The following is a 20,636-nucleotide window of genomic DNA, read 5'->3' on the forward strand; positions in this document are numbered from 1 at the left end:
GCCTCACCTGCAGATCGGTGATTGTCGAATGGTGCCGGTCGGCGAGGCCAGCCCGACGATGGTCGGCACGAGTGTGGTGAGCGCGGGCAGGAACGTCACGCCCATGTTGCACAGGTAGGTGTTGAGGTAGGACCCCTCCTGACTCACCCTGGCCAGTCCTTTCAGCAGGGCGGGCAGGTTGAACCCGAGGTAGGCGAAACTGTCCTTGTTCTCCTCGAAGTGCCTGGTGAAACCTGGTTCACGCGTGAGGAATTCGTTCAGCTCGGGCCGCACGTCGTCGACAACGGTGGCCAGCCGCCCGGTCACCGACGCGACGGTCGTCAGCGATCCGAGCAGCTCGTCACGGTGGCTCGAGAGCCCGTCGATGATCGACCGTGCCCGGGTGACCAAGGTGCTCACCGAGGAGCTGTGCGCCGCCAGATCACCCACCACCTCGCTCAGATTCGTGATCACCGCGCCGAGTACCTGGTCCGGCCCGGCGACGGACTCGGCGAGGGTGGAGATCTGCGCGATCAGCAGCACCAGTGAGGTGTTGTCACCCTGTAGCGCGGTGATCAACGCACCGGTCACATTGTCGACCTGCTGCGGGTCCAGACCGCCGAACAGTGGCTCGAACCCGTTGAGCAACACCGAGATGTCGAACGAGGGTTCGGTGTGTTCGAGCGGGATCTCCCCACCGGGCTCCAGCTCCTCTGGCGCGCCGAAGTCGGCCAGTGCCAGGCCGAGGTAGCGCTGGCCGATGACATTCTGATAGGTGATCGAGGCCTTCGTATTGCCGAAGACTTTCTGTTCTTCCTCCACACGGAACCGCACCTGCGCCCGATTGCCGACCAGCGCGATTCCGTCGACGCGGCCCACCCGCACCCCGGCCATCCGCACATCGTCACCGACGCGCAGACCGGTGACATCGCTGAAGATCGCGGAATAGTTTCGCGTCGTGCCGTCCACGCCGCGATGCAGCGTGACGAAGGTGACCCAGATCAGTCCGATGGCCACGATCAGGAACAAGACCAAACCGATCAGCGAACGACGAAAGCTCATCGGCCGCCGCCGATCGGCAGTGCTGCATCGGCGAGCAGCTGGGCCAGCACCGATTCCGCGGCATTGGCCTCACCACCCAGAATCCGGCGGATCATGTCCCACATCTGCGGGCTCAACGGAGGCACCGGATACGACTGCGGACTCATGCTGGGCGGCAACTCCTGTTCGGGGATCGCGACCGGTGCGGTGGCACAGCTGGGTGCGGACAGCTCGCCGTATCGGGGACAGTCGGCGCGGGTGTAGGCGGTGTGCGGGCTCAGCCGGAACTGGAATTTGCCGGTGCCCATCTGGGTTTCGGAGTTCCAGAACTCGGCGAACCACAGATCCGAGATCCTTTTGATCCGGACCACGATCGGCGCGAAACCGGCGGCTCCCTCGCCCACCACATCGAGAACCGGAACGAGATCATTCGTCACGGTGACGATCTGGTCGGCATGTCGGGTGAGTCCACCGCCCAGCGACGACAGGGTGTTGTTGCCCGCGGACAGCAGGTTCAGCAGTTCGCCCTCGCGTTCGACCACCGTGCGCAGCGGAACCACCGCGGAGTGCAAGGCGTCCAGGAGATCCGGTGCTGCCGCATTCAGTCCGTGTACCGCCTCGGCCATCGCGCCGAGGGTCGACGGACCACCGTCCGGCGCGAGGAGTGCGTCGAATTCCCTGGTGATCCGGTCGAGTTGCGCACCGGCGCGCACGATGTCATCACCCCGCCGATCCGTGGCCTCGGCCACCGCGGCGAGCAGGCCGACGGTGCTGTCGGACCCGAGCCGCCCCGTGCTGGCGATGATCTCGCGCAGCTTGGTCAGCGCGGTCTGGAGTTGGACGGTCGAGAGGCTACGGTCCTGGGCGATCTCGGTATCGGCAGTCAGCGCGGGACCGGGACCGTTGTCCACCAACTGAATCGAGGACACGGCGAAGACATTGCTGGGAACCACCCGTGCAGTGACCGTGCGCGGCACACTCGAGGCGTACGCCGGTTCGAGCAGCAGCGTGACCCGATTCGGTCCGCCGTCGTCCGCGAGCGCCACCGTGGCCACCGTGCCGATCAGCAGGCCCCGAAACTTCACGTCGGATCGGGCGGGCAAGCCATCGCCGAGCTGGTCGAGCACGGCGATCACTTCCACCTTGGCGTCGAAGCGGCCCGTCGACTTCATCAACAGCGCCGTGACCACGACCGCCATGAGCACGAACAGCACCACGCCACGCAACACCAGCGAGAATCCGCCGGGACCACGCCCGTCCTTCTCGAACAGAATCGCCGACATCTACCCTCCCAGCCGGGCACTCGAACCGATGCCCCAGAGGCCGACGGTCAGCAACAGATTGACGAGGATCATCACCGAGATGGACGCGCGCATCGCCCGGCCCGCCGCAGTGCCGACACCCTGCGGACCGCCGACGGCATAGAAGCCGTAGTAGCACTGGATCGTCGAGGTGAGGATCACGAAAACGATCGCCTTGAGCAGCGAGTACGCGATGTCGGGACCGTTGAGAACCAACTGGAAGTAGTGCTGATAGGTACCGGCGGACAGGCCGCCGGACAGGCCGACCACCACTTCGACCGCCAGGTAGTTGGCGGCCAGGCACACCAGGTACAGGGGAATCATCGCGACGACCGAGGCGAGAATCCTGGTACTGACCAGATAGGGAATGGCGCGAATGGCCATCGCCTCCATCGCCTCGATCTCCTCGGCGATCCCCATCGCACCGAGTTGAGCGGTGAACCGGCAGCCCGCCTGGGCGGCGAAGGCCAGCGAGGCCATGATGGGAGCCAACTCCCTGGTCGAGGCGGTCGAGGCGATCAGGCCGACGGTGGGCTCCATCCCGAGCAGGTGCAGCGCGTTGTAGCCCTCCAGACCCACGATCGCGCCGCCCGCCGCGCCCAGCACGATGATGACACCCGCAGTGCCGCCGCCCACGACAATCGAACCGTTGCCCCAGGTGATGTCGGACAGAATGCGCAGAAATTCCTTGCGATAGTGCCGCAGCATCACCGGGATCGAGAACAGGGCTCGGATCAGGAACGTGCCCATGTGGCCCAGACGCATCGCCCCGGATGCCAGCTTGACCGCGGCCCGGTACACCGGCCGCACCCCAGGCGGGTAATACTGCGCGGCCATCACAGTCCCTGCTGTGGCAACAAGATCATGTACAGCTGCGTGAAGGCGACGTTCACGATCATCAGGAGCAGGATCGAGGAGACCACTGTCGAGTTGACCGAATTCGCCACACCCGCTGGTCCACCCTGGGTCGTCAGCCCCTTCTCACAGGCGACCACGGCGACGATCGCGCCGTAGACCACGGCTTTGATCATGGTCAGCACCAAATCGTCGACGGTCGCGAAAGAGGAAAAGGTCGCGACGAAACTTCCCGGTGCCCCACCTTGGACGAAGACATTGAACAGGTAGCCCGCGAGAAAGCCGACGAAACAGACGATTCCCGTCAGCGACACCCCGATCAGTACCCCGGCCGCCAGCCGGGGCACGACCAGACGGCGGATCACCGAGACGCCCATGATCTCCATGGCGTCCAATTCGTCGCGGATCTTGCGCGATCCGAGATCCGCGCAGATCGCCGAACCGACCGCCGACGCCATCAGTAGCGCCGCGACCATCGGCGCCCCTTGCCGAATCACCGCGAGCCCACTCGCCGCGCCGGCGAGCGACGTGGCGCCGACCTGCCCGGCCAGCAACCCGAACTGGATGGACAGTGTCACCCCGATCGGCAAGGCGACGAAGATCGTCGGCAAGGCCGCGGACGATGCCATGAACGCGGCCTGCCTGACGAACTCCTGGAACGCGAATCGTCCGTTGATCACGTCGATGACGAGAAAGCGCAAGGCACGCATACCGAGGCTGAATTGGCCACCGACTGTTTCCAAGGCGGCGATCGGGTGTCGGCGAAAGTAGCCGCGCACCCATTCGACCACCTCACGATCCGCCGTTGCCATTGTCACCTCGCGGAGACTGGTCCAGCAGTGGCCCGTGCCGGGCTGACCCGGAACACCTCGGTGGGGCCGACTTCCTCACCGGGGAATCCTGCCGTCGCCAAGGCGCAGGCTTTGAATGCGCGCGCGGCCCGGCTCACTCGATGGTGCGTGGTCTGTACGCGATCCTCGAGTTCGGCGGGAAGGGCGTCGCCCCACAGCGACAGCTCGGCCGACCGGCGGTCGAGGCATTCCAGAATTCCGTCGCGAACACGACAGTCCGCGATCATCTGGGTGGGCACTGCCACGGCATGCGGCCACGTGTCGTGTTTCGGTGCTGCCAATGACTGCTCGATATCGAGCACTGTCGCGCCGAGGATCTGCAGGGGACGGATGTCGGTGTGATCGTCGACGAGCACGGTCACCTCCCACCCGGCGGTCGTCCGATCGAAGAGCCAGCCACCGGCGTAGCGAACGACTTCCACGGCATTCGGCGCGACGATGGCCAGGCGATATCGCAGAGGATGCCGGCGGGCGTGGGCTCTCCAGTGCGCGGAATCAACGAGTTGTGCGGCCATGGGCTTACCATCCAAACTTCGAATCTGAAGATCTCGACAGATACGCCCCGTGCCCGGAATTCGATCACTCGGAGCCCCTGCCGACCACACGGTAATCCGGTTACTCACCGTGTGACAGCAGTCTCACCCAACTAACTTGTGATCTGCGTCACATCGCCTGCGCTCGGGCGTACAAGTCCCGAAATTCGTTCTATCGCAGGTCAACAAGGTTGCGCTCGGCGACCGGGCCGTGACTACCGGTCCGGTCCGTAGGGACCAGCCAAGGCCGGATACACGGGGAATGGCGTGCCGGGGCTGCCGTCGGTCGTGCGCACGCTCGCGGCCGGGGCGACGCTGTTGCTGGTCAAGCGGTCGATCGCGCGCTCGAGCATGGGCAGGATCTCGGTCACCTCGAGCTCCTTGTCGACGAATCGTCCGGTCAACGCGTAGATCATGTTGGTGATGATCAGCCCGATGTCCTCGACATAGGCGGCCTCGTAGCCCTCGAACAACACGGCGGCGACCGGCAGGACGGCACTGACACCCTGGGCATCCAATTGCCGGCCGCCCACGCCTCTGCGCGCGCGATGGTAGGCCTCGAGCATTCTGGGATTGCGCTCCCACGGCTCGAACACATGCCGGATGACACGGACCAATCCATCGCGCAGCGATTCGCCCGGAGCAGGCGGTTCCAACTCGGCGTAACTGTTGATCGCCATCCAGCGGGTGACCGCGGCGACGATCATCTCGTCACGGGTGGCGAACTTCTTGTACACCGTCGCCAGGGAAACCTGTGCCCGACGCGCGACCTCCTTGAGCTGCAGATCGTCGTACCCATCCGACATCAACAGCTCCACCACGACGTCGATGATCCGGATCGAAGAGTCCGTTTCCGGTGACCGTTTCACCCCCCAACGGTATCGTTGCTGGTCGACTGTCCTGCTCCCACTCCCGAACTGACCGACGCGAGGCCTCGGCTCCAGCCGTATTCGTCGTGAGTTCGTCGGCGCCGATCTCGACAGCGTCGTAGCCACGAGCCAGGGCCGTGGCAGGCACATTGGCACCGTGTGGACCACGTCGGACCTACACTACTGCCGGTCGGGCTGGTGGGGATTTCTGGACTTCCCCTACGCGCAACGAGCAGAGAGGCGATGCGGTCGGAACCAACGGTGAGTCGATGAATGACGGCAGGACGCTTCGGGCATGGTGGAAGGATCCTGTCGACTACCAGTGGCTGGTTCGCACGCTGGCCGCCCGGTCGGCGCTGGTACCGCTGAAGGTACTCATCGGCTTCGCGGGGGCTGCGATCGCGGTGATGGGTGCGGTGATCGCGGGCACGCCGGTGGGTCCACCCGGCCATCCCGGTGTCGCCTCGACGATCGGAGTGATTTCCGGGACTCTGTGGGCGTTGCGCTGGTGGCTGCTGCCCTGGCCGAACAAGACCGAGTCACTGGTGCTGATCGCCTGTGCCGATGTGCTGTTCACGATGGAATTCCTTCAGCTGCAGGATCGGCTGTTCGGGGCGATGGGCGCGGTTCTCTTCCTGGGTACCGGCAGCTATCTGAGCTTCTTCCACAGTGCGCGGGCCCTGGCCGTGCACACGGTGTGGGCGCTGCTGTCCGTCGTGGTGTTCTCGGTGCGGATCGCCACGGGCAGCGGCGTCCACCTGGCTCTCGCGGTCGCGTTACTCCTCTCCGCGGTGGTCATCGCGACCCCCGCGTTCCAGCTCCTCTATTCGCTGCTGCGCACCGAATCACTGTCGGACCCGCTGACCGAACTCCTCAACCGCCGCGGCCTCGAGAACCAGCTGCCGCGCCTGATGGATCACCATGCCGCGATCAGTGTCATCTGCTTCGATCTCGACCGGTTCAAAAGCGTCAACGACACCTGGGGCCACCGCATCGGCGACCTCGTCCTGGTGCGGACCGCTCGGCGGTTGCGCGATGCCGCCGGGGAAACAGCGGTGGTGGCCCGCACGGGAGGCGAAGAGTTCGTGGTGGCCGCCCCGATCACCGCGGCGGCCGCGCGCAAAGAAGCCGAACGGTTGTGCCAAGTGGTCGCCGAACCGGCGGAGACCACGGTGGTGGTCACGGCGAGCGTCGGCGTCGCGGTCTTCGACGCGGCGGCCTGCCCGCAGTGTCCACGCCCGGCTCCGGACCGGCTGCTGCACTCCGCCGACGCGGCGATGTACCGTGCCAAACAATCCGGCGGGAATCACGTCGTGGTCGACGACCTCACGCCGCCGCCGAATCATCACCACACTGGGCCCCGGCCCAGGAGCTGAAGGCCGGAGCTCTCGGACCCGTGCGGTGGTTCAGACTCGGTGGCGCCGACGCAGATGAGTGCGCACCGCACGCTCGGCATCGTCGGCGGCCTCGACGAGGATCTGGGCCAACCGGCCCGTGCCGGGCCGGGATTGCTCACCCACCCGCCCCGACAGCGACAGCGCGGCGACCCCACCGTCGACGTCGGCGCGGATCGGCACCGCGACGCACACGACATCGGGCAGCGACTCCGCACGATCGATCGCTACCCCCCGATGGCACCGAACCTGGTCCAGTTCGCGATGCAGCTCGGCGCGCCTGCCGATCGTCTGCGCGGTGAGCTGCGGCAGCCGCTCCGGGAAGGCCAGCTCGATGACGCTCGGGGGCACGATGGCCAGCAATGCCTTGCCGACCGCGGTGCTGTGCGCGGGCAGCCGGCCACCGAGGCGGGTCGGGAGACTGTCGCCACCGCGACCGACGGCCTTGTCGATGAGGAGCACTTCGGGCCCGTCGAGGACACCGAGGTGGGCGACCATGCCGGTGCGGCGGCACAGCTCGTGCAGCAGTGGCCCCATCACATCGCGGATCTCGTTGTGCTCGATGGCGAGCCCGCCGAGTTCCAGCGCCCTGGTGCCGAGGCGATAGCCGCCGGGCGCGTGCGCCAGCCACCGCAGCCGGATCATCTGCTCGATGATGCGGTGCACGCTCGAACGGGGCAGTCCGGTGCGTTCGACCACATCGACCAGGGTGCGCATCGGCGCGGGCCCGTCGAAGGTGTCCAGGATCAGGGTCATCCGCTCGATCATCGAGACCGGCGTGCGACCGGCGTGCGGCACCGGCCGAAGCGCGACACCTATGTCGACCGTCATGGCTCACCTCACTGCTGTCAGCTGCGCTGTGGGCATCACTGTGCCGCTGCCGTGGGCACGCGGACATCGCGAAAACTACGGAGATCGGGCGCGGCGGCTACGGACTTCTCGACCACTGCGGTCGTGATCCAGTGCTACGCAGAGGAAACAGCACTGCGCTCAGCGGGAGGTACCGGCCCGGGTGTGGCGGCTGACCCAGGCCGCGATCTGGGTTCGGGAGGTGAAGCCCAGCTTGGTGAGGATGTGGTCCACGTGACTCTCGGCGGTGCGGATCGAGATCACCAGTTCTTGCGCGATCCCGCGATTGCCGTGGCCACTGGCGATCAGGCGCGCGACTTCGCGTTCCCGCCGGGTCAGCACCTCGAGCCCCGCGGGTTCGACGACGGTGACCGCGACCGGCGCGGTCTCCATCGCGTAGTCGACGGCGTCCTCGACCGCCAGCGCGGCTCCCGCGGCGAAGCGGGCCCCGAACTCCTGCTCGCCGAGCCCGGTCTGGACCTGCTCGCGGACCTGCTGACCGATGAGCTGGGTCATCGCATGCGCGAGCCGCTGCGAACTGCCCCGGCGGACAGCCGATGCCGCGCCCATCAGCCGTGCGGCGCGCGCGAGGTCGCCTTCGGCAGCCGCCACCCAGGCGAGACCGTCGACGCTGGTGGCCACCCACGCGCACCGGTCGAAGAGCCGGAACAACTCGATGGATCGACGTAGCGCGGCGACCGCACCGCACAGATCACCCTCGCGCCGCCGCTGGGTACCGACCGCCCAGTAGGCGAGCCCACCGAGCAGGTGGGAGCCGTGCTCGGTGCTCAACGCCATCAGCTTCTCGGCGAGGGCACCGGCGAGTGGATCGTCGAGGGCCAGCGCGCACACGGCGGCAAAGGCCAGGCCCTCCATCGCCACCCGCGGGTGATCGCACTCACCTGCCCGCACCGAGACCGTCACGGCGATCTCGAGTGCCTCGCGCAGCTCACCCGTTCCGAAAACCAGCACCGCTCGCGCCATCTCGGCTTCGGCCTGCACCTGCACGGATCCGGTTTCGACGGCGATCTCGGCACTGGCCCGCGCGAACTCCACCGCCGTCGCGGTCTCCGAGCGCATGGCCGCGATCGCCGAGGACGCGGCCAGCGCCCTGGCCCGGTCGACGGTGCGCGCCGGGTTCTTCGCCAGCGCCTCGGCCAGCCAGCGGTACCCCTCCAGCAGCAGGTGGCAGTGCTCCCAGAACGGCCACAGGTCGGTCGCGAGCTCGAGGGCGCGCCGGGCTCCGGCGGGCTCGGCGAGACTGAATTGCAGCGCGGCACGCAGATTGGCGTGTTCGCGGGCGACATCGCCGAACCAGCCGGTGTCGGCGGCGTTCCAGTACTCACTGCGCCCACGGCGGGCGAGCCGGTAGTAGAACTCGCGATGACCGACACGGACGGTGTACTCGTTCCCGCGCGCCCGCAGGCGGTCACCGGCGAACTGCCGCAACGGTTCGAGCATCGTGTATCGCCCGGCGCCGTCGGCGCCGCGCGCATAGCTCAGGACGGATTTGTCCACCAGCCCGGTCAGCGCGCCCAGCAGCGTCTGCGGTGCGCCGATCTGGCACACCGCTTCGGCGGCCGCGAGGTCGACACCGCCCGCGAAGACCGACAGCTGCTCCCACAGGCGCTGTTCGTCGGGCGTGCACAGGTCATAGCTCCAGCGGATCGCCGAGGCCAGGGTCTGCTGGCGCCGCGGCGCGGCGCGCAACCCCGTGGTGAGCAGGCCCATCGCATCGTCGAGACGCGCCAGGACCTGATCGGGGGTGAACATCCGCAACCGCAACGCCGCGAGTTCCAGTGCGAGCGGGATGCCGTCGAGCCGCCGACAGATCGCGGCCAGGGTCGCGGCGTTGTCCGCGCTCTGCCGGAACGCCGGATCCGCCGCACTGGCGCGCTCGACGAGCAGCCGCATCGCGGGACCGCCGAACTCGGCGCGCTCCGGGTCGGGCACCGGCAGCGGCGCCACCGGCAGCACCTGCTCGCCCGCCACCCCCAGCGATTCCCTGCTGGTCGCCAGGATCCGCAGTCCCGTCGTCGCGGGCACGATCCGGTCAACCAGTGCCGCGCACGCGCCGATCACGTGTTCACAGTTGTCCAGGATCAGCAGCAGATCGGCGGTGGTCAGACAGTCGGTGAGAACGGTCAATGGTTCGCTGGTGTCGTCGCGGAGCCCGAGCTCGCGTGCCACCGTCGAGGCGACCAGGTCCGGGTCGGTGACGTGGGCCAGTTCCACCAGCCACACCCCGTCGGCGAACGCCCGCCGAACCGCCGCGCCGACATGCCTGCTCAGACGGGTCTTCCCGACGCCACCCACACCGGTCAGGGTGAGCACCCTGGTGCCGCCGAGCAGCTTCCTGGCTGTCGCGACATCGTCGTCGCGACCAACGAAGCTGGTCACTTCCGCCGGGAGGTTCCCCGGCACACGCCTGCCCACGCCCCACTGTCGCACGGACACCGCCGCGCCGTCCCCGGATCACGGCGGTGGACAGCGATGCCCCGGCCTGTTGGCGCGACCAGCATGCCCGGCCGATCCGCGATCTCGCCGTGCGGCTCGACGATCCCGCGGCCGGACCTCCACTGTTGCCCGAGAGCACGGGCCGAATTCCCTCCAGGTGTTCAGTTCGCCGCGAGGAGGTCGGCGACGACAACGGTCACGTTGTCGGGCCCCCCACCGGCCAATGCCAGTTCGACCAATTGGTCGGCGCACTCCTCGACCGTGCCCGCGCCGACCAGAGCCGATTCGATCTGCTCGGCGCCGACGACATCGGAGAGTCCATCCGAGCACAGCAGGAATCGGTCACCGATCTCGGCGTCGCCGAGGACCAGTGCGGGGGTGACGGCCGCGCCGGTCAACGCCTGCATGATCAACGAGCGCCGCGGATGGGTGCGCGCCTGCTCGGCAGTGATGTGTCCGGAGTCGACCAGGGACTGCACGAAGGTGTCGTCATGGGTGAGCTGCGACAGATGCCCGGCCCGCAGCCGGTAGGCGCGCGAGTCACCGACATGGGCGAGCCCGAAACAGGGCCCGTCGAACAGGATCGCGGTGAGCGTGGTACCCATGCCGGCCGCCTCGACGTGCCGTTCGGCGTGCTCGGCGATGGCCGTATTGCCTTTCAGCACAGCCTCTTCCAACCGTGCCAGCAGCTCACCATCAGCTGCCTGGTCCAGCTGAGCCAAGGCGGCGATCATCAATGCCGATGCCACTTCACCGGCCGCGTGTCCACCCATCCCGTCGGCGAGCGCGAGCACGTTCACCCCGACATGGACGCTGTCCTCGTTGGCCTCGCGCACCAACCCGCGATGGGTGCGCTGCGCGCTGATCAGTCGTGTCGCCGCGACGACATCCTCGTGCGTCATCGGCGGATCAGATGTTGACGCCGTAGTCGCGGGCGATGCCCGCGAGGCCGGAGGCGTAACCCTGCCCGATCGCCCGGAACTTCCACTCCGCGCCGCTGCGGTAGAGCTCACCGAAGACCATCGCGGTCTCGCTCGAAGCATCCTCGGTGAGGTCGTAGCGAGCCAGTTCAGCACCGGTAGCGCGGTCGACGACGCGGATGTAGGCGTTGCGGACCTGCCCGAACGACTGCGAGCGTGCCACGGCGTCGTGGATGGAGACGGGGAAGAAGATGTTGGTGATCGTCGGCGGTGTGGCAGCCAGGTCGACGTTGATCACCTCGTCGTCACCGTCGCCCTCACCGGTGAGGTTGTCGCCGGTGTGCTCGACGCTGCCTTCGGGCGAACGCAGGTTGTTGTAGAACACGAAATGTCCATCGGAGAGGACCTTCTGTTCCGGTCCGGTCACCAGCGCGCTGGCGTCGAGGTCGAAATCGGTTCCGGTGGTCGAACGCACATCCCAACCGAGGCCGACCGCGACCGCGGTCAGGTTCGGTGACTGCTTCGACAGCGACACATTGCCGCCCTTGGCCAGGCTGACGCCCATGATTGACCCTTTCGTCGTGGTGTGAAACTGCTTGTGCCACCGATCCGTTGTGGTGGTCGCAAGGCTGGTGGCCGCTCCCGGAAATCCTCGCCCCGGCGGGGGCACTCTGGGACGGATACGGTCGATCTCGTCCGGACGCTCGATGACTCGCGGTGTTCTGTCGGGATCGAGTTGATCGGCGAGGGCGAGCACTCGTCGCCGCAGCTCGACCAATTCGATCAGGTCCCGGGTCAACGGCAACCCCGCTGCGTCGGCACGGCTCGTCGCCGCCCCCGATACTCGACTCGCCGCCGTCACCGCGTCACGTAATCGAGCAGCGACCGCGACCGGCAAACCCGGTAAACCAGGCGTACTGCTGTCGTCGGCCAAACGATATCCCCCTCGATGTGCCATGGCTACGTGGTGGCCTCGTTTGCCTGGCATACGAGCCACAGTAGCACGTGGCACTGTATGGTTAACCCGCAGTTGCCGGCCCGCGCGGAAGGAGCAGACGATGACCGAACCGTCGATCCGCATCGGCGAACTCGCTGCCCGCGCCGAGGTCAGCATTCGCACCGTCGACTACTACACCAACCTCGGATTGCTGACACCCACCGAACGCACCGCCGGCAACTACCGCCTCTACGCTCCCGTCGACGCCGAACGCATCGTGCTGATCAAAAGGCTGGAGAACCAGGGGATCTCACTCGAGGAGATCGCGACCGCGTTCACCGTCGAAGCGAGTGAGGTCGCGACGACCCTGGCGCGCCTCGACGACGATCTGAGGACCTTGCACGCCGCCGCCGACGTGGCACCCAACGCGATGCAGGGGTTGCTCGCCGTCATCGCGGGCCGGGTCCACACCCTGGTCACGATCGCACTCCAGGTTCCGCCCGATGTCCCGATCCTGTGACTCGCGCCCTCCCGTCACTCGTCACGCAGGTCTTGCCGCATTCGGAATGGTGCTGTTGATCGACTCCCGGCACCCGGCCCACATCGCGTCGATCAGGTGACCATCTCGGCGATGATTCCGCCGACGAGCGTGCCGGCCGCGCCGCCGATGAACCGCCCCGCGGGGATCGTGACCACGCCCGCGAGTTCCACGGTGGGCAGCGCGATGATTCCACCGATCACCGCGCCGACGGAGAAGCTGATGCCCATGATACTTCTCGTGAGGTCCGACTCGCTCCGCGGACCGCTGATGAGCACATTGGTGCCCTTGCGGTTCAGGCTGAAGGTGCCCCTTCTTTGCCGGCGGCTGACTGCGGCACCCCGAGTGGTGCGTGAGAAGCACGATCCTCCCTGAAAGAGTGATATACAAAACATCTCACTCTCCCTAAGGTGGTCGGTAGACCGATACGGCGATCCAGGAGAAGAAGTGTCTGATTCCGCAACGCCCACCACCGATGCCGCTGAGCTGACTGTGCACAACCCGGCATCCGGAGAACTGGTCGGCGCCGTCGCCGTGTCGACCCCGCAGGAGGTAGCCGCCGCGGCGGCCGCGCTGCGCAAGGCTCAGCCGCGGTGGGCGTCGATCAGCGCGGCCGGGCGCAAGCAGTGGCTGCTGAAGCTGCAGGATTGGGTGCTCGACAATACCGACGAGCTGGCTGATTCGATTCAGGACGAGTCGGGCAAGCCCCGGGTGGAGGCCGAGGTCGAGGTCGCGTTCACTGTCGATCTCCTGGGTTACTACGCGCGAAACGCCGCGAAGTTTCTCGCCGACACCGCCGTGAGCCCCCACACCCCGCTGATGCGGATCAAGAAGTTGACCACCACCTACACGCCGTATCCGGTGGTCGGCATCATCACGCCGTGGAACTTTCCACTCGCCATGCCCGCCTCCGATCTCGTTCCGGCGCTCGCCGCAGGTGCCGCCGTGCTGCTCAAACCGTCGGAGGTGACCCCGCTGACCCCGCTCGCGCTCGCCCGCGGCTGGGCCGAGATCGGCGCGCCGCCGGTGTTCACGGTGGTCTCCGGTTCCGGCGCCACCGGTGCCGCGGTGGTCGACAACGCGGATTTCGTCCAGTTCACCGGCTCCGGCAGCACCGGGCGCCGCATCGCCGTCGCGTGCGCGGAACGCACGCTGCCCTACAGCCTCGAGATGGGCGGCAAGGACCCGGCGATCGTGCTCGCCGACGCCGACCTCGACCGCGCGGCCAATGGCATCGCCTTCGGCGCGCTGACCAACGCCGGACAACTGTGCGTGTCGGTGGAGCGGGTGTATGTCGAGGCTGCGGTGTACGACGAGTTCGTGAACAAGCTCGTCACCCATGTCGAGTCGCTGAGGCTCGGCCGCGACGACCGCAGCGGAAACATCGATGTCGGTCCGCTCGCCAACCGGGCGCAGCTCGACATCGTCACCCGCCACGTCGACGATGCCCTCGCTCGCGGCGCGCGCGCTCTCACCGGCGGAAAGGCGACAGGCGAGGGGAACTTCTTCGAACCCACCGTGCTGGTCGACGTCGACCATTCGATGTCGTGCATCACCGAGGAGACCTTCGGCCCGACCATCCCGGTCATCAAGGTCGCCGATGCCGACGAAGCGATCCGGCTCGCCAACGACTCCGAGTACGGACTGTCGGCGTCGGTGTGGACGGGCAACAAGGCCCGCGGACAGTCGATCGCGCGGCGATTGACCGTCGGCGCGGTGAACATCAACGACGCCACCATCAACCTGTTCAACTTCGCACTCCCCCACGGTGGTTGGGGACAGTCCGGCACCGGGTACCGATTCGGCGGCGCGGACGGCGTGCGCAAGTACTGCCGTAAGCAGGCGATCACGGCTCCCGCGCTGCCGACGCAGAAGACCGAACTCGTCTGGTACCCGTACAGCCTGAAGAACTTCGGGTTCATGCGGAACGCGATGCGCGCGGCCGGCGCGCGCGGCCGGCGCCGTTTCGGCAGGTGAGTGCATCTCGCCTCGGGTGGATGTCTCCCGGCCGGTGACACCTCCACCCGAGGCGAGCGGTGCTCACCGCTGCGCGAGGAATCTAACCAGGCCCGGAGCCGACCTCATGGGCGGCGACGCGCATGTCCAACGGACGGAACCCGGGGGCGATGTGATCGCGGGCGAACCGGCGCGCTGCGGCCTCGTCGTCGAGCGGGATGACCGTCGGCTTGGTCAGCACCAGCGACAGCGCGGTGCGAGCCACCAATTCGGCGACGGGGAGCGGGTCATAGGCGGGGAGCTTGCCCGCCTCCTGCAGGCGGGTGATGAACTCGGCCAGGAAGTCACGACCGAGCTCGATCACCGGTGCCCCACCGGTGGTGAGATAGGGCAGCACCGTGGCGGCGTCTGTGGCGAGAAGACGGTCGAGCAGCGGGTTCTCCCGCAGGCCGAGGGCGAAGGCGACGAACAGTTCGACAATCTGGTCTTCGGCACTGGCACCCTCCTCCGCCTGCCTGCGCATCGACGCGTCGGCCTGCTCCAACAGGTGGCGCACCTGCCAGAGACCCACCGCTTGGACGATGTCGGTCTTGCCACCGAACCGGCGGTACAGGGTCGCCAACGACAGCCCGCCACGGCGGGCCACCTCCCCCATGCTGGTGCGCTTGATCCCGAAGTCCAGAAACGCGGCCAGGGCGCCGTTCAGGACATCGGCGTTGTCGCGTTCGACACCGTCGTGTCCGCGAATCCGGGCCAACAACCTGATCGACTCGGCCATATCCCATTCCCCTCAGCTGACAAGAGCCCGAACATTATGTGGGCTGCCGGTGGGCCGCAACCTCGCCGCGGTCAGACCAAGGGGCGGCCGAGCCGGTGGCGCCGCCGCATGTCCCGGAGCAAGGCCGAGTACGGTTCGATCCGCGCGCGCACGGGCAGCCGTCCGTAGACGGCTCCGATGGCGCGGAACATCAGCCGATGCCGCCGCTCCTGCCCGTCGGTCCATGGCAGGTAGAGCTGCGCGCGCATGGGTTCGGGCAGCAGACCGGTGACAGCGAAACGATGAAAATTGGCCAGCTGACGCGGTCTCGGCACATTGCGCAAACCGACCAGCTTGCGCAGATATTCGGCGACCACGTCGTCGATCTGCATGCTCGCCAGCCCGGATTCGAAGTAGCTCTCGAAAGCCGCCAGGTCGGCCGGCCACATGTCGGGCTTCATCTGCAATCCGGTGCCGAACCTGGCCCCGTATTGCACGAAGACCTCCTTGGTGGCCTTGTCCAGTGGCCCGTAGAGGCGTTCGTGGGTGTCCATGACTCCCCAGCACAGGCAGACCGCGACCCACTTCTGCAGCTCAGGATCGAACGCGTTGTATTTCACCTCGGCGCCCGGTGCCGAACGCACGCGCCGGTGGACGCTACCGACTGCCTGTCGATACACCTCCCGGTCCTGTTCGGTACCCAGCATCGCCACCGCGATGTAGGTCAGCGTGGTGCGCAGTCGCTTCCACGGATGCACGTCGGCACGGCCGGACTCGACCTTGCTCTCGACGACGCCGTACCCCACCGGCCGGTTCGCCAGCTGCACGATGACATTGGCACCGGCCCCCGCGAAGGCACCGATCCCGTCGAGGAATCGCTCGATGTCGAAGTCCTCGACAGTGCCGTATCGACACCGCAGGACCTCGCCGGGATCGCCGGCCATGACGGGAGCGCTCACCGATGAAACTTCACGCATAGTCCCTGCGTCTCCTTACTTCTGCACCACAAAGGCAATGATACATTGAGATGATATTAGACTAATCATCTCAATGTGGCCTTTCGGCACCTACCGCTACGCCTCGACGCCGGTGAGTTCCGGTCGGCGAACATCACTGGCCCGCAATCGTTGTCGCGGCGGCCGTCAGGCGGTAGCGCTCGGGGCGCAGTGTTCGGGTCCGCAGCCGGTAACTCACGACCGCGCCCGGCCAATTGTTGGTGATCCGGCCCGCGGCATTGCGGTACCAGCTCGAGCACAGGCCCCACGGCGTCCGGTCCAGCCGTGCCTGCAGCTTCCGGTCGTATTCCTCGGCGACCACACGCCGGACATCGAGGGTGTGCGCCGGATGCCGGGACAGTTCCCGCAGCGCCTGACGGATATAGCGGGCCTGCGATTCGATCATGTAGACGATCGAGCCGACGCCCAGGTTCGTATTGGGCCCGTACACCAGGAACATATTCGGGAATCCGGGCACCGAGATCCCGTGGTAGGCGCGGGCACCGCCCTGCCATTCCTCCTCGAGCTCGCGTCCGTTCGCGCCGTGGATCTTCATCGGCCACAGGAATTCGGTGCCCTTGAAACCGGTTCCGTAGATGATCACGTCGACCTCGTGCAGCACGCCGTCAGCGGTTTTCACCCCGGTCGGCACGACCTCGGCGATCTCGGTCGTCTCCACCCGCACGTTCGGTTGGGTGAGCGCCGGGTAGTAGTCGTTGGAGAACAGCCCACGCTTGCAGCCGGCCGGGTAGTCGGGCGTCAGTTTCGCACGCAGGTGCGGGTCGGTGACCTGCTTGCGCAGGTGATTCACCGCGATCGTGGTGACGAGGCCCCTGATCGCGGGGACATCGGCGATGCCCAGTGACAGGAACTCACACAGCGCCCAGACCGCGAACCGTTCGGCGAGCCGGACCGGCGGGACCGCCGCGAACATCCGGTGATGCCATGGCCTGTACTCGACATCGGGCTTGGGCAGCACCCACGCCGCCGAGCGCTGGAACAGCGTCAGTGCCGCTACCTGCGGCTGAATCGCGGGCACGAACTGGATCGCGCTGGCACCGGTGCCGACGACGGCTACCCGTTTGCCCGTCAGATCGATGCCGTGGTTCCACTCCGCGGAGTGGAACGCGGGCCCGGCGAACGAGCCGATGCCCGCGATGGCGGGCAGCGCGGGCCGCGACAGCTGGCCGACCGCGGAAATCAGCACGTCGGTGGTCGCCTGGAAACCGTCGGCGGTGCGCACGGTCCAAGTGCCGCTCTCATCGTCGAACCGGGCCTCGGTCACCTCGGAGCCGAACCGGATCCGCTCGAGCAGCCCGTTGTCGCGCGCCACGTCCCGCAGATAGGCGTAGATGTCGCGCTGACCCGAGAACCGCCGGGGCCAATCGGACTTCGGCGCATAGGAATACGAGTAGAGCGGAGAGGGGATATCGCACCCCGCGCCCGGATAGGTGTTCTCCCGCCAGACGCCCCCCACCGCCGAGGCCCGCTCCAAGATGACGAGGTCGTCGAAACCGTGCCGCAGCAACTCCATCGCCATGCCGAGGCCGCCGAACCCGGTGCCGATGATGACAGCGGACGGCATTGTCCGAGTGCGCATAGCGGAGCTCCTCATATCGGCGACGATTCCGGTCAACGGTAGGACGCCGTCGACGCTGCGACGAGGACCCCCGCGGACAGGAAATTGACATTTCAGGCCATAATGACGGCATGCGCGCCCGCCAGGAGCCCGAAGTGGACACGTGGGACTTCCCGCGGGGTCTGGCCAGCGTCGCCGTGATGACACGGTTCGCCGTCGAGCACGGGGCCGACGCCACCTCGATCCTCGCCGATACCGGCCTGTCCGAGGCCGACCTCGACTCCGCCGATCGCCAGATCGAGGCCCGCACGGAACTCCTGGTGGTCCGCAACCTCCTGCGCGAACTCGGAGCCCGGCCTGCCCTCGGCATCGAGGTGGGCCGCAGCTATCGCATCAGCTCCTTCGGCATCTACGGCTACGCCTGGATCACCAGCCCCACCCTGGGCGAGGCGATATCCTTGGCGCTGCGCTACTTTCAGTTGAGCTTCGCGTTCTGCACACCGGTCGTGGAAGTCCATGACCAGCAGATGATCGCCCGGATCCGCCACGATCGGATACCCGATGATGTACGGCAATTCCTCGTCGAGCGCGATACCTTCGCGATGCATCGGGTGCTCGGCGACCTACTCGGCCGGCCGGTGGACATCCACCATGCACGGTTCGCGTTCGCAGAGCCCGACCATGGGGATCGCATCGCCTCGATCCTGGGCGTACACCCCCGATACGGGCAACCCGAAACCAGTATCTCGATCACCGCGGAAACCATGAATCAGCCACTGCCGCAGGCGAATCAGGCCACCTTGACGCTGTGTCTCGCGCAATGCGGAGAGCTGATCGACCGCCGGAGCACCCGTACCGGGATCGCGGCCGATGTTCGCGACCACCTACTGGCAGGCAGCGCCACCACGGGGATCGCGGTACCACGGCCGCTGGACGCGGTCGCCCGCGAACTCGGCATCACCGGCCGCACCTTGCGGCGACATCTCGCCGCGGACGGGACCAGCTACCGCGTCTTGCTCGACGAGGCGCGACGCGGCTTGGCCGAGGACATGCTGGCCGCCACCGCGCTGTCGGTCGAGGAGATCGCCGCACGGCTCGGCTACACGGAGGCAGGCCCTTTCATCCGCGCCTTCAAACGCTGGACGGCCACCACTCCGGCCGCCTACCGCCGCACCCGGCGCTGACCACAACAGCCCGGCCGCCCACCATGCGGCCAACGCCGCAGGCCACCCTCCTGCGGCGAGTCCCCTTCCGCACGAGCGGGTTCCGCCCTGTACGAACATGCCGATGCTGTGCGAGTATGACAGACACTTTCTCTCATTCATTCTCGCATTCATCGATTGCCCGGAGGTACCGATGGGGCAGCAAGAATCCCCGCACATCCTGGTCGCGGGCGCGGGCCTGGCCGGATTGGCCACGGCGGTCTGGCTCGCGCAGGCAGGCCACCGGGTGACCCTCGTCGAGAAGCGGGGGCGGCTCGGCGGTCGCACGATCTCCTTCGAGGTACCCGGCATCGAAGGCAGGGTCGACAACGGTCAGCACCTGTTCGCCGGTTGCTACGAAGCGCTGCTGCGCTACGTCGACACCATCGGCTCGCGCGACAAACTCCTGTGGGACGTACCACCTTTCGCGATCAAGACCGGGCCCGACCACCTGCTGACCCTGCGCGCACCCAGGTGGCTGCCCGGCCCGCTGCGCCGCGCCGTCGGGCTGTCCTGGATGGTCTGGCCACCGATCCCCCTGCGCGAGCGGCCCGCCGCCCTGCGCACCTGGGCACGAATCGCCCGCGCCGCGCTGCGCCCAGCACCCGAGCTCGACGATCTGACCGTCGATCGGTGGTTCAGGCAGATCGGCGCACCGGAATCGTTGCGCGCTCTGGTGCTCGATCAGTTCGTGATCGGCCTGCTCAACGAGAAGACCGAGCGGGTGTCGGCCTCCATGTTCGTCCAGACCCTGCACTGGATCGGCAAGCGCGCATTGTCGGGGAATACCAGGGCCGGCGACGCGGTCTGGCCGCGGGTGAGCCTGCACGAGTTGTTCGTCGCGCCCGCCGAGCGATACCTGAGGGCACACGGCGCCCAGATCGTGGTCGGCGTCGGTGTCACCGACATCGAGATCCTCGACGACAAGCTCACCGGCGTGCGGCTCTCCGACGGGCGCACCATCGAGGTCGACGCGGCGGTTCTCACGTTGCCGCCGTGGTCGCTGACGACACTGCTCGATCGCGGAAGACTCGGGCAGTACGACCACTTCACCCCCGTGCGCAAGATCGAGCCGGCCCCGATCTCGAGCGTCTATGTGTGGCTGGATCGTCCGCTGGGCATGCGCAGGCTCGCGGAGAACCTGCGCGACACCACCATCGAGTGGGTTTTCGACACCACGGGCATGCACGGCGTCGAGACCGAGGCAGGGCACTGCTATTCGCTGGCCGTCAGCGCCTCGTGGGATGTCGTGCATCTGCCCAACGCCGAATTCACCGCGGCGGCACTGGAATCGCTGGCCAAGCACTATCCCGAGGCCGCCGAGGCAGAGGTGTTGCGCACCCACGTCATCCACCAGCCGCAGGCGACCTTCTCGGCGCAGCCCGGTTTCGACGAGCTGCGCCTGCCGCAGCGCACGCCGATCGAGGGCCTGTTCCTCGCGGGCGACTGGACCGAGACCGGAATGCCCTCGACGATGGAAGCCGCTGCCGAGAGCGCGGTCCGCGCCGTCGACGCGGTGGGTGACCACCTCGGCACCACAGCCCCACCATCGGACACAAGTGACTGACAGTTCTACGCTCTGACATCTCCGGAACAGTTGATTCCACACTGAGACAGAACTAC

General features: G+C 67.1%; 18 protein-coding genes and 1 pseudogene. 5 read left to right on the forward strand and 14 right to left on the reverse strand.

Translation table 11 applies throughout. The features are described 5' to 3' along the window. Window positions 1–3 precede the first annotated feature (3 nt). From BOX37_RS18830 to BOX37_RS18855, 6 genes are all read right to left on the reverse strand, one after another. Window positions 4–1,041, reverse strand: coding sequence for an MlaD family protein (locus BOX37_RS18830; protein ID WP_071928812.1), 1,038 nt, complete (start codon window positions 1,039–1,041; stop codon window positions 4–6). Next, window positions 1,038–2,303, reverse strand: a complete 1,266-nt coding sequence (locus tag BOX37_RS18835) for an MlaD family protein (protein ID WP_071928813.1) — start codon at window positions 2,301–2,303, stop codon at window positions 1,038–1,040. The genes BOX37_RS18830 and BOX37_RS18835 overlap by 4 nt, the downstream gene beginning before the upstream one ends. Beyond that, on the reverse strand, window positions 2,304–3,158 hold the full coding sequence (locus BOX37_RS18840; RefSeq protein ID WP_071928814.1) for an ABC transporter permease: 855 nt from the start codon (window positions 3,156–3,158) through the stop codon (window positions 2,304–2,306). After that, entirely contained in the window at window positions 3,158–3,988 is an 831-nt protein-coding gene (locus tag BOX37_RS18845; RefSeq protein WP_071928815.1) for an MlaE family ABC transporter permease, read from the reverse strand. The genes BOX37_RS18840 and BOX37_RS18845 overlap by 1 nt, the downstream gene beginning before the upstream one ends. 2 nt (window positions 3,989–3,990) lie before the next feature. After that, window positions 3,991–4,485, reverse strand: coding sequence for a hypothetical protein (locus BOX37_RS18850; RefSeq protein WP_071931643.1), 495 nt, complete (start codon window positions 4,483–4,485; stop codon window positions 3,991–3,993). Between the two features lie 290 nt (window positions 4,486–4,775). After that, entirely contained in the window at window positions 4,776–5,429 is a 654-nt protein-coding gene (locus BOX37_RS18855; protein WP_071928816.1) for a TetR/AcrR family transcriptional regulator, read from the reverse strand. Between the two features lie 269 nt (window positions 5,430–5,698). Between BOX37_RS18855 and BOX37_RS18860 the strand changes: the two genes are divergently transcribed. After that, complete coding sequence (locus tag BOX37_RS18860) at window positions 5,699–6,805, forward strand: GGDEF domain-containing protein (protein ID WP_071928817.1); 1,107 nt, start codon at window positions 5,699–5,701, stop codon at window positions 6,803–6,805. Between the two features lie 30 nt (window positions 6,806–6,835). Here the strand turns inward: BOX37_RS18860 and BOX37_RS18865 are convergent, their stop codons facing one another. The 4 genes and pseudogenes from BOX37_RS18865 to BOX37_RS18880 all read right to left on the reverse strand — a co-directional run bounded on the left by BOX37_RS18865 (window position 6,836) and on the right by BOX37_RS18880 (window position 11,614). Next, a complete protein-coding gene (locus BOX37_RS18865; RefSeq protein WP_071928818.1) occupies window positions 6,836–7,654 on the reverse strand; it encodes an IclR family transcriptional regulator in 819 nt (272 codons plus the stop codon). A gap of 159 nt (window positions 7,655–7,813) precedes the next feature. Continuing rightward, window positions 7,814–10,072 (reverse strand): ATP-binding protein, encoded by a 2,259-nt coding sequence (locus BOX37_RS18870; protein WP_084760900.1) that lies wholly within the window; start codon window positions 10,070–10,072, stop codon window positions 7,814–7,816. A gap of 230 nt (window positions 10,073–10,302) precedes the next feature. Then, window positions 10,303–11,031: pseudogene (locus BOX37_RS18875) on the reverse strand (PP2C family protein-serine/threonine phosphatase); the annotation flags it as partial. A 7-nt stretch (window positions 11,032–11,038) separates the two neighbouring features. Further along, window positions 11,039–11,614 carry a TerD family protein gene (locus BOX37_RS18880; protein ID WP_071931645.1) on the reverse strand — a complete coding sequence of 192 codons (576 nt, stop codon included), beginning with the start codon at window positions 11,612–11,614 and terminating at the stop codon, window positions 11,039–11,041. A gap of 493 nt (window positions 11,615–12,107) precedes the next feature. Here BOX37_RS18880 and BOX37_RS18885 point away from each other — a divergent pair, with 493 nt between their 5' ends. Then, window positions 12,108–12,506 carry a MerR family transcriptional regulator gene (locus tag BOX37_RS18885; protein WP_071928820.1) on the forward strand — a complete coding sequence of 133 codons (399 nt, stop codon included), beginning with the start codon at window positions 12,108–12,110 and terminating at the stop codon, window positions 12,504–12,506. 92 nt (window positions 12,507–12,598) lie between these two features. Here the strand turns inward: BOX37_RS18885 and BOX37_RS34130 are convergent, their stop codons facing one another. Further along, a complete protein-coding gene (locus tag BOX37_RS34130; protein WP_156910457.1) occupies window positions 12,599–12,754 on the reverse strand; it encodes a hypothetical protein in 156 nt (51 codons plus the stop codon). Window positions 12,755–12,971: 217 nt separating this feature from the next. Here BOX37_RS34130 and BOX37_RS18890 point away from each other — a divergent pair, with 217 nt between their 5' ends. Further along, the gene (locus BOX37_RS18890; protein ID WP_071928821.1) at window positions 12,972–14,501 is read left to right on the forward strand and encodes an aldehyde dehydrogenase family protein; all 1,530 of its coding nucleotides are present in this window, start codon (window positions 12,972–12,974) and stop codon (window positions 14,499–14,501) included. A gap of 82 nt (window positions 14,502–14,583) precedes the next feature. On the opposite strand, the gene BOX37_RS18895 is transcribed toward BOX37_RS18890, so the two are convergent. The 3 genes from BOX37_RS18895 to BOX37_RS18905 all read right to left on the reverse strand — a co-directional run bounded on the left by BOX37_RS18895 (window position 14,584) and on the right by BOX37_RS18905 (window position 17,832). Continuing rightward, a complete protein-coding gene (locus BOX37_RS18895) occupies window positions 14,584–15,258 on the reverse strand; it encodes a TetR/AcrR family transcriptional regulator (protein ID WP_071928822.1) in 675 nt (224 codons plus the stop codon). A gap of 71 nt (window positions 15,259–15,329) precedes the next feature. Then, window positions 15,330–16,214, reverse strand: a complete 885-nt coding sequence (locus tag BOX37_RS18900; protein ID WP_240504933.1) for an oxygenase MpaB family protein — start codon at window positions 16,212–16,214, stop codon at window positions 15,330–15,332. 133 nt (window positions 16,215–16,347) lie between these two features. Beyond that, window positions 16,348–17,832, reverse strand: a complete 1,485-nt coding sequence (locus BOX37_RS18905; protein WP_084759830.1) for a flavin-containing monooxygenase — start codon at window positions 17,830–17,832, stop codon at window positions 16,348–16,350. A gap of 110 nt (window positions 17,833–17,942) precedes the next feature. On the opposite strand from BOX37_RS18905, the gene BOX37_RS18910 reads away from it, so the two are divergent. Together BOX37_RS18910 and hpnE are read left to right on the forward strand one after the other, a co-directional pair. Continuing rightward, entirely contained in the window at window positions 17,943–18,995 is a 1,053-nt protein-coding gene (locus BOX37_RS18910) for an AraC family transcriptional regulator (protein WP_071928824.1), read from the forward strand. A gap of 172 nt (window positions 18,996–19,167) precedes the next feature. Beyond that, on the forward strand, window positions 19,168–20,580 hold the full coding sequence (gene hpnE / locus BOX37_RS18915) for a hydroxysqualene dehydroxylase HpnE (protein WP_167659961.1): 1,413 nt from the start codon (window positions 19,168–19,170) through the stop codon (window positions 20,578–20,580). Window positions 20,581–20,636 lie beyond the last annotated feature (56 nt).

This window comes from Nocardia mangyaensis (assembly GCF_001886715.1).
GTDB classification, from domain to species: Bacteria; Actinomycetota; Actinomycetes; order Mycobacteriales; family Mycobacteriaceae; genus Nocardia; species Nocardia mangyaensis.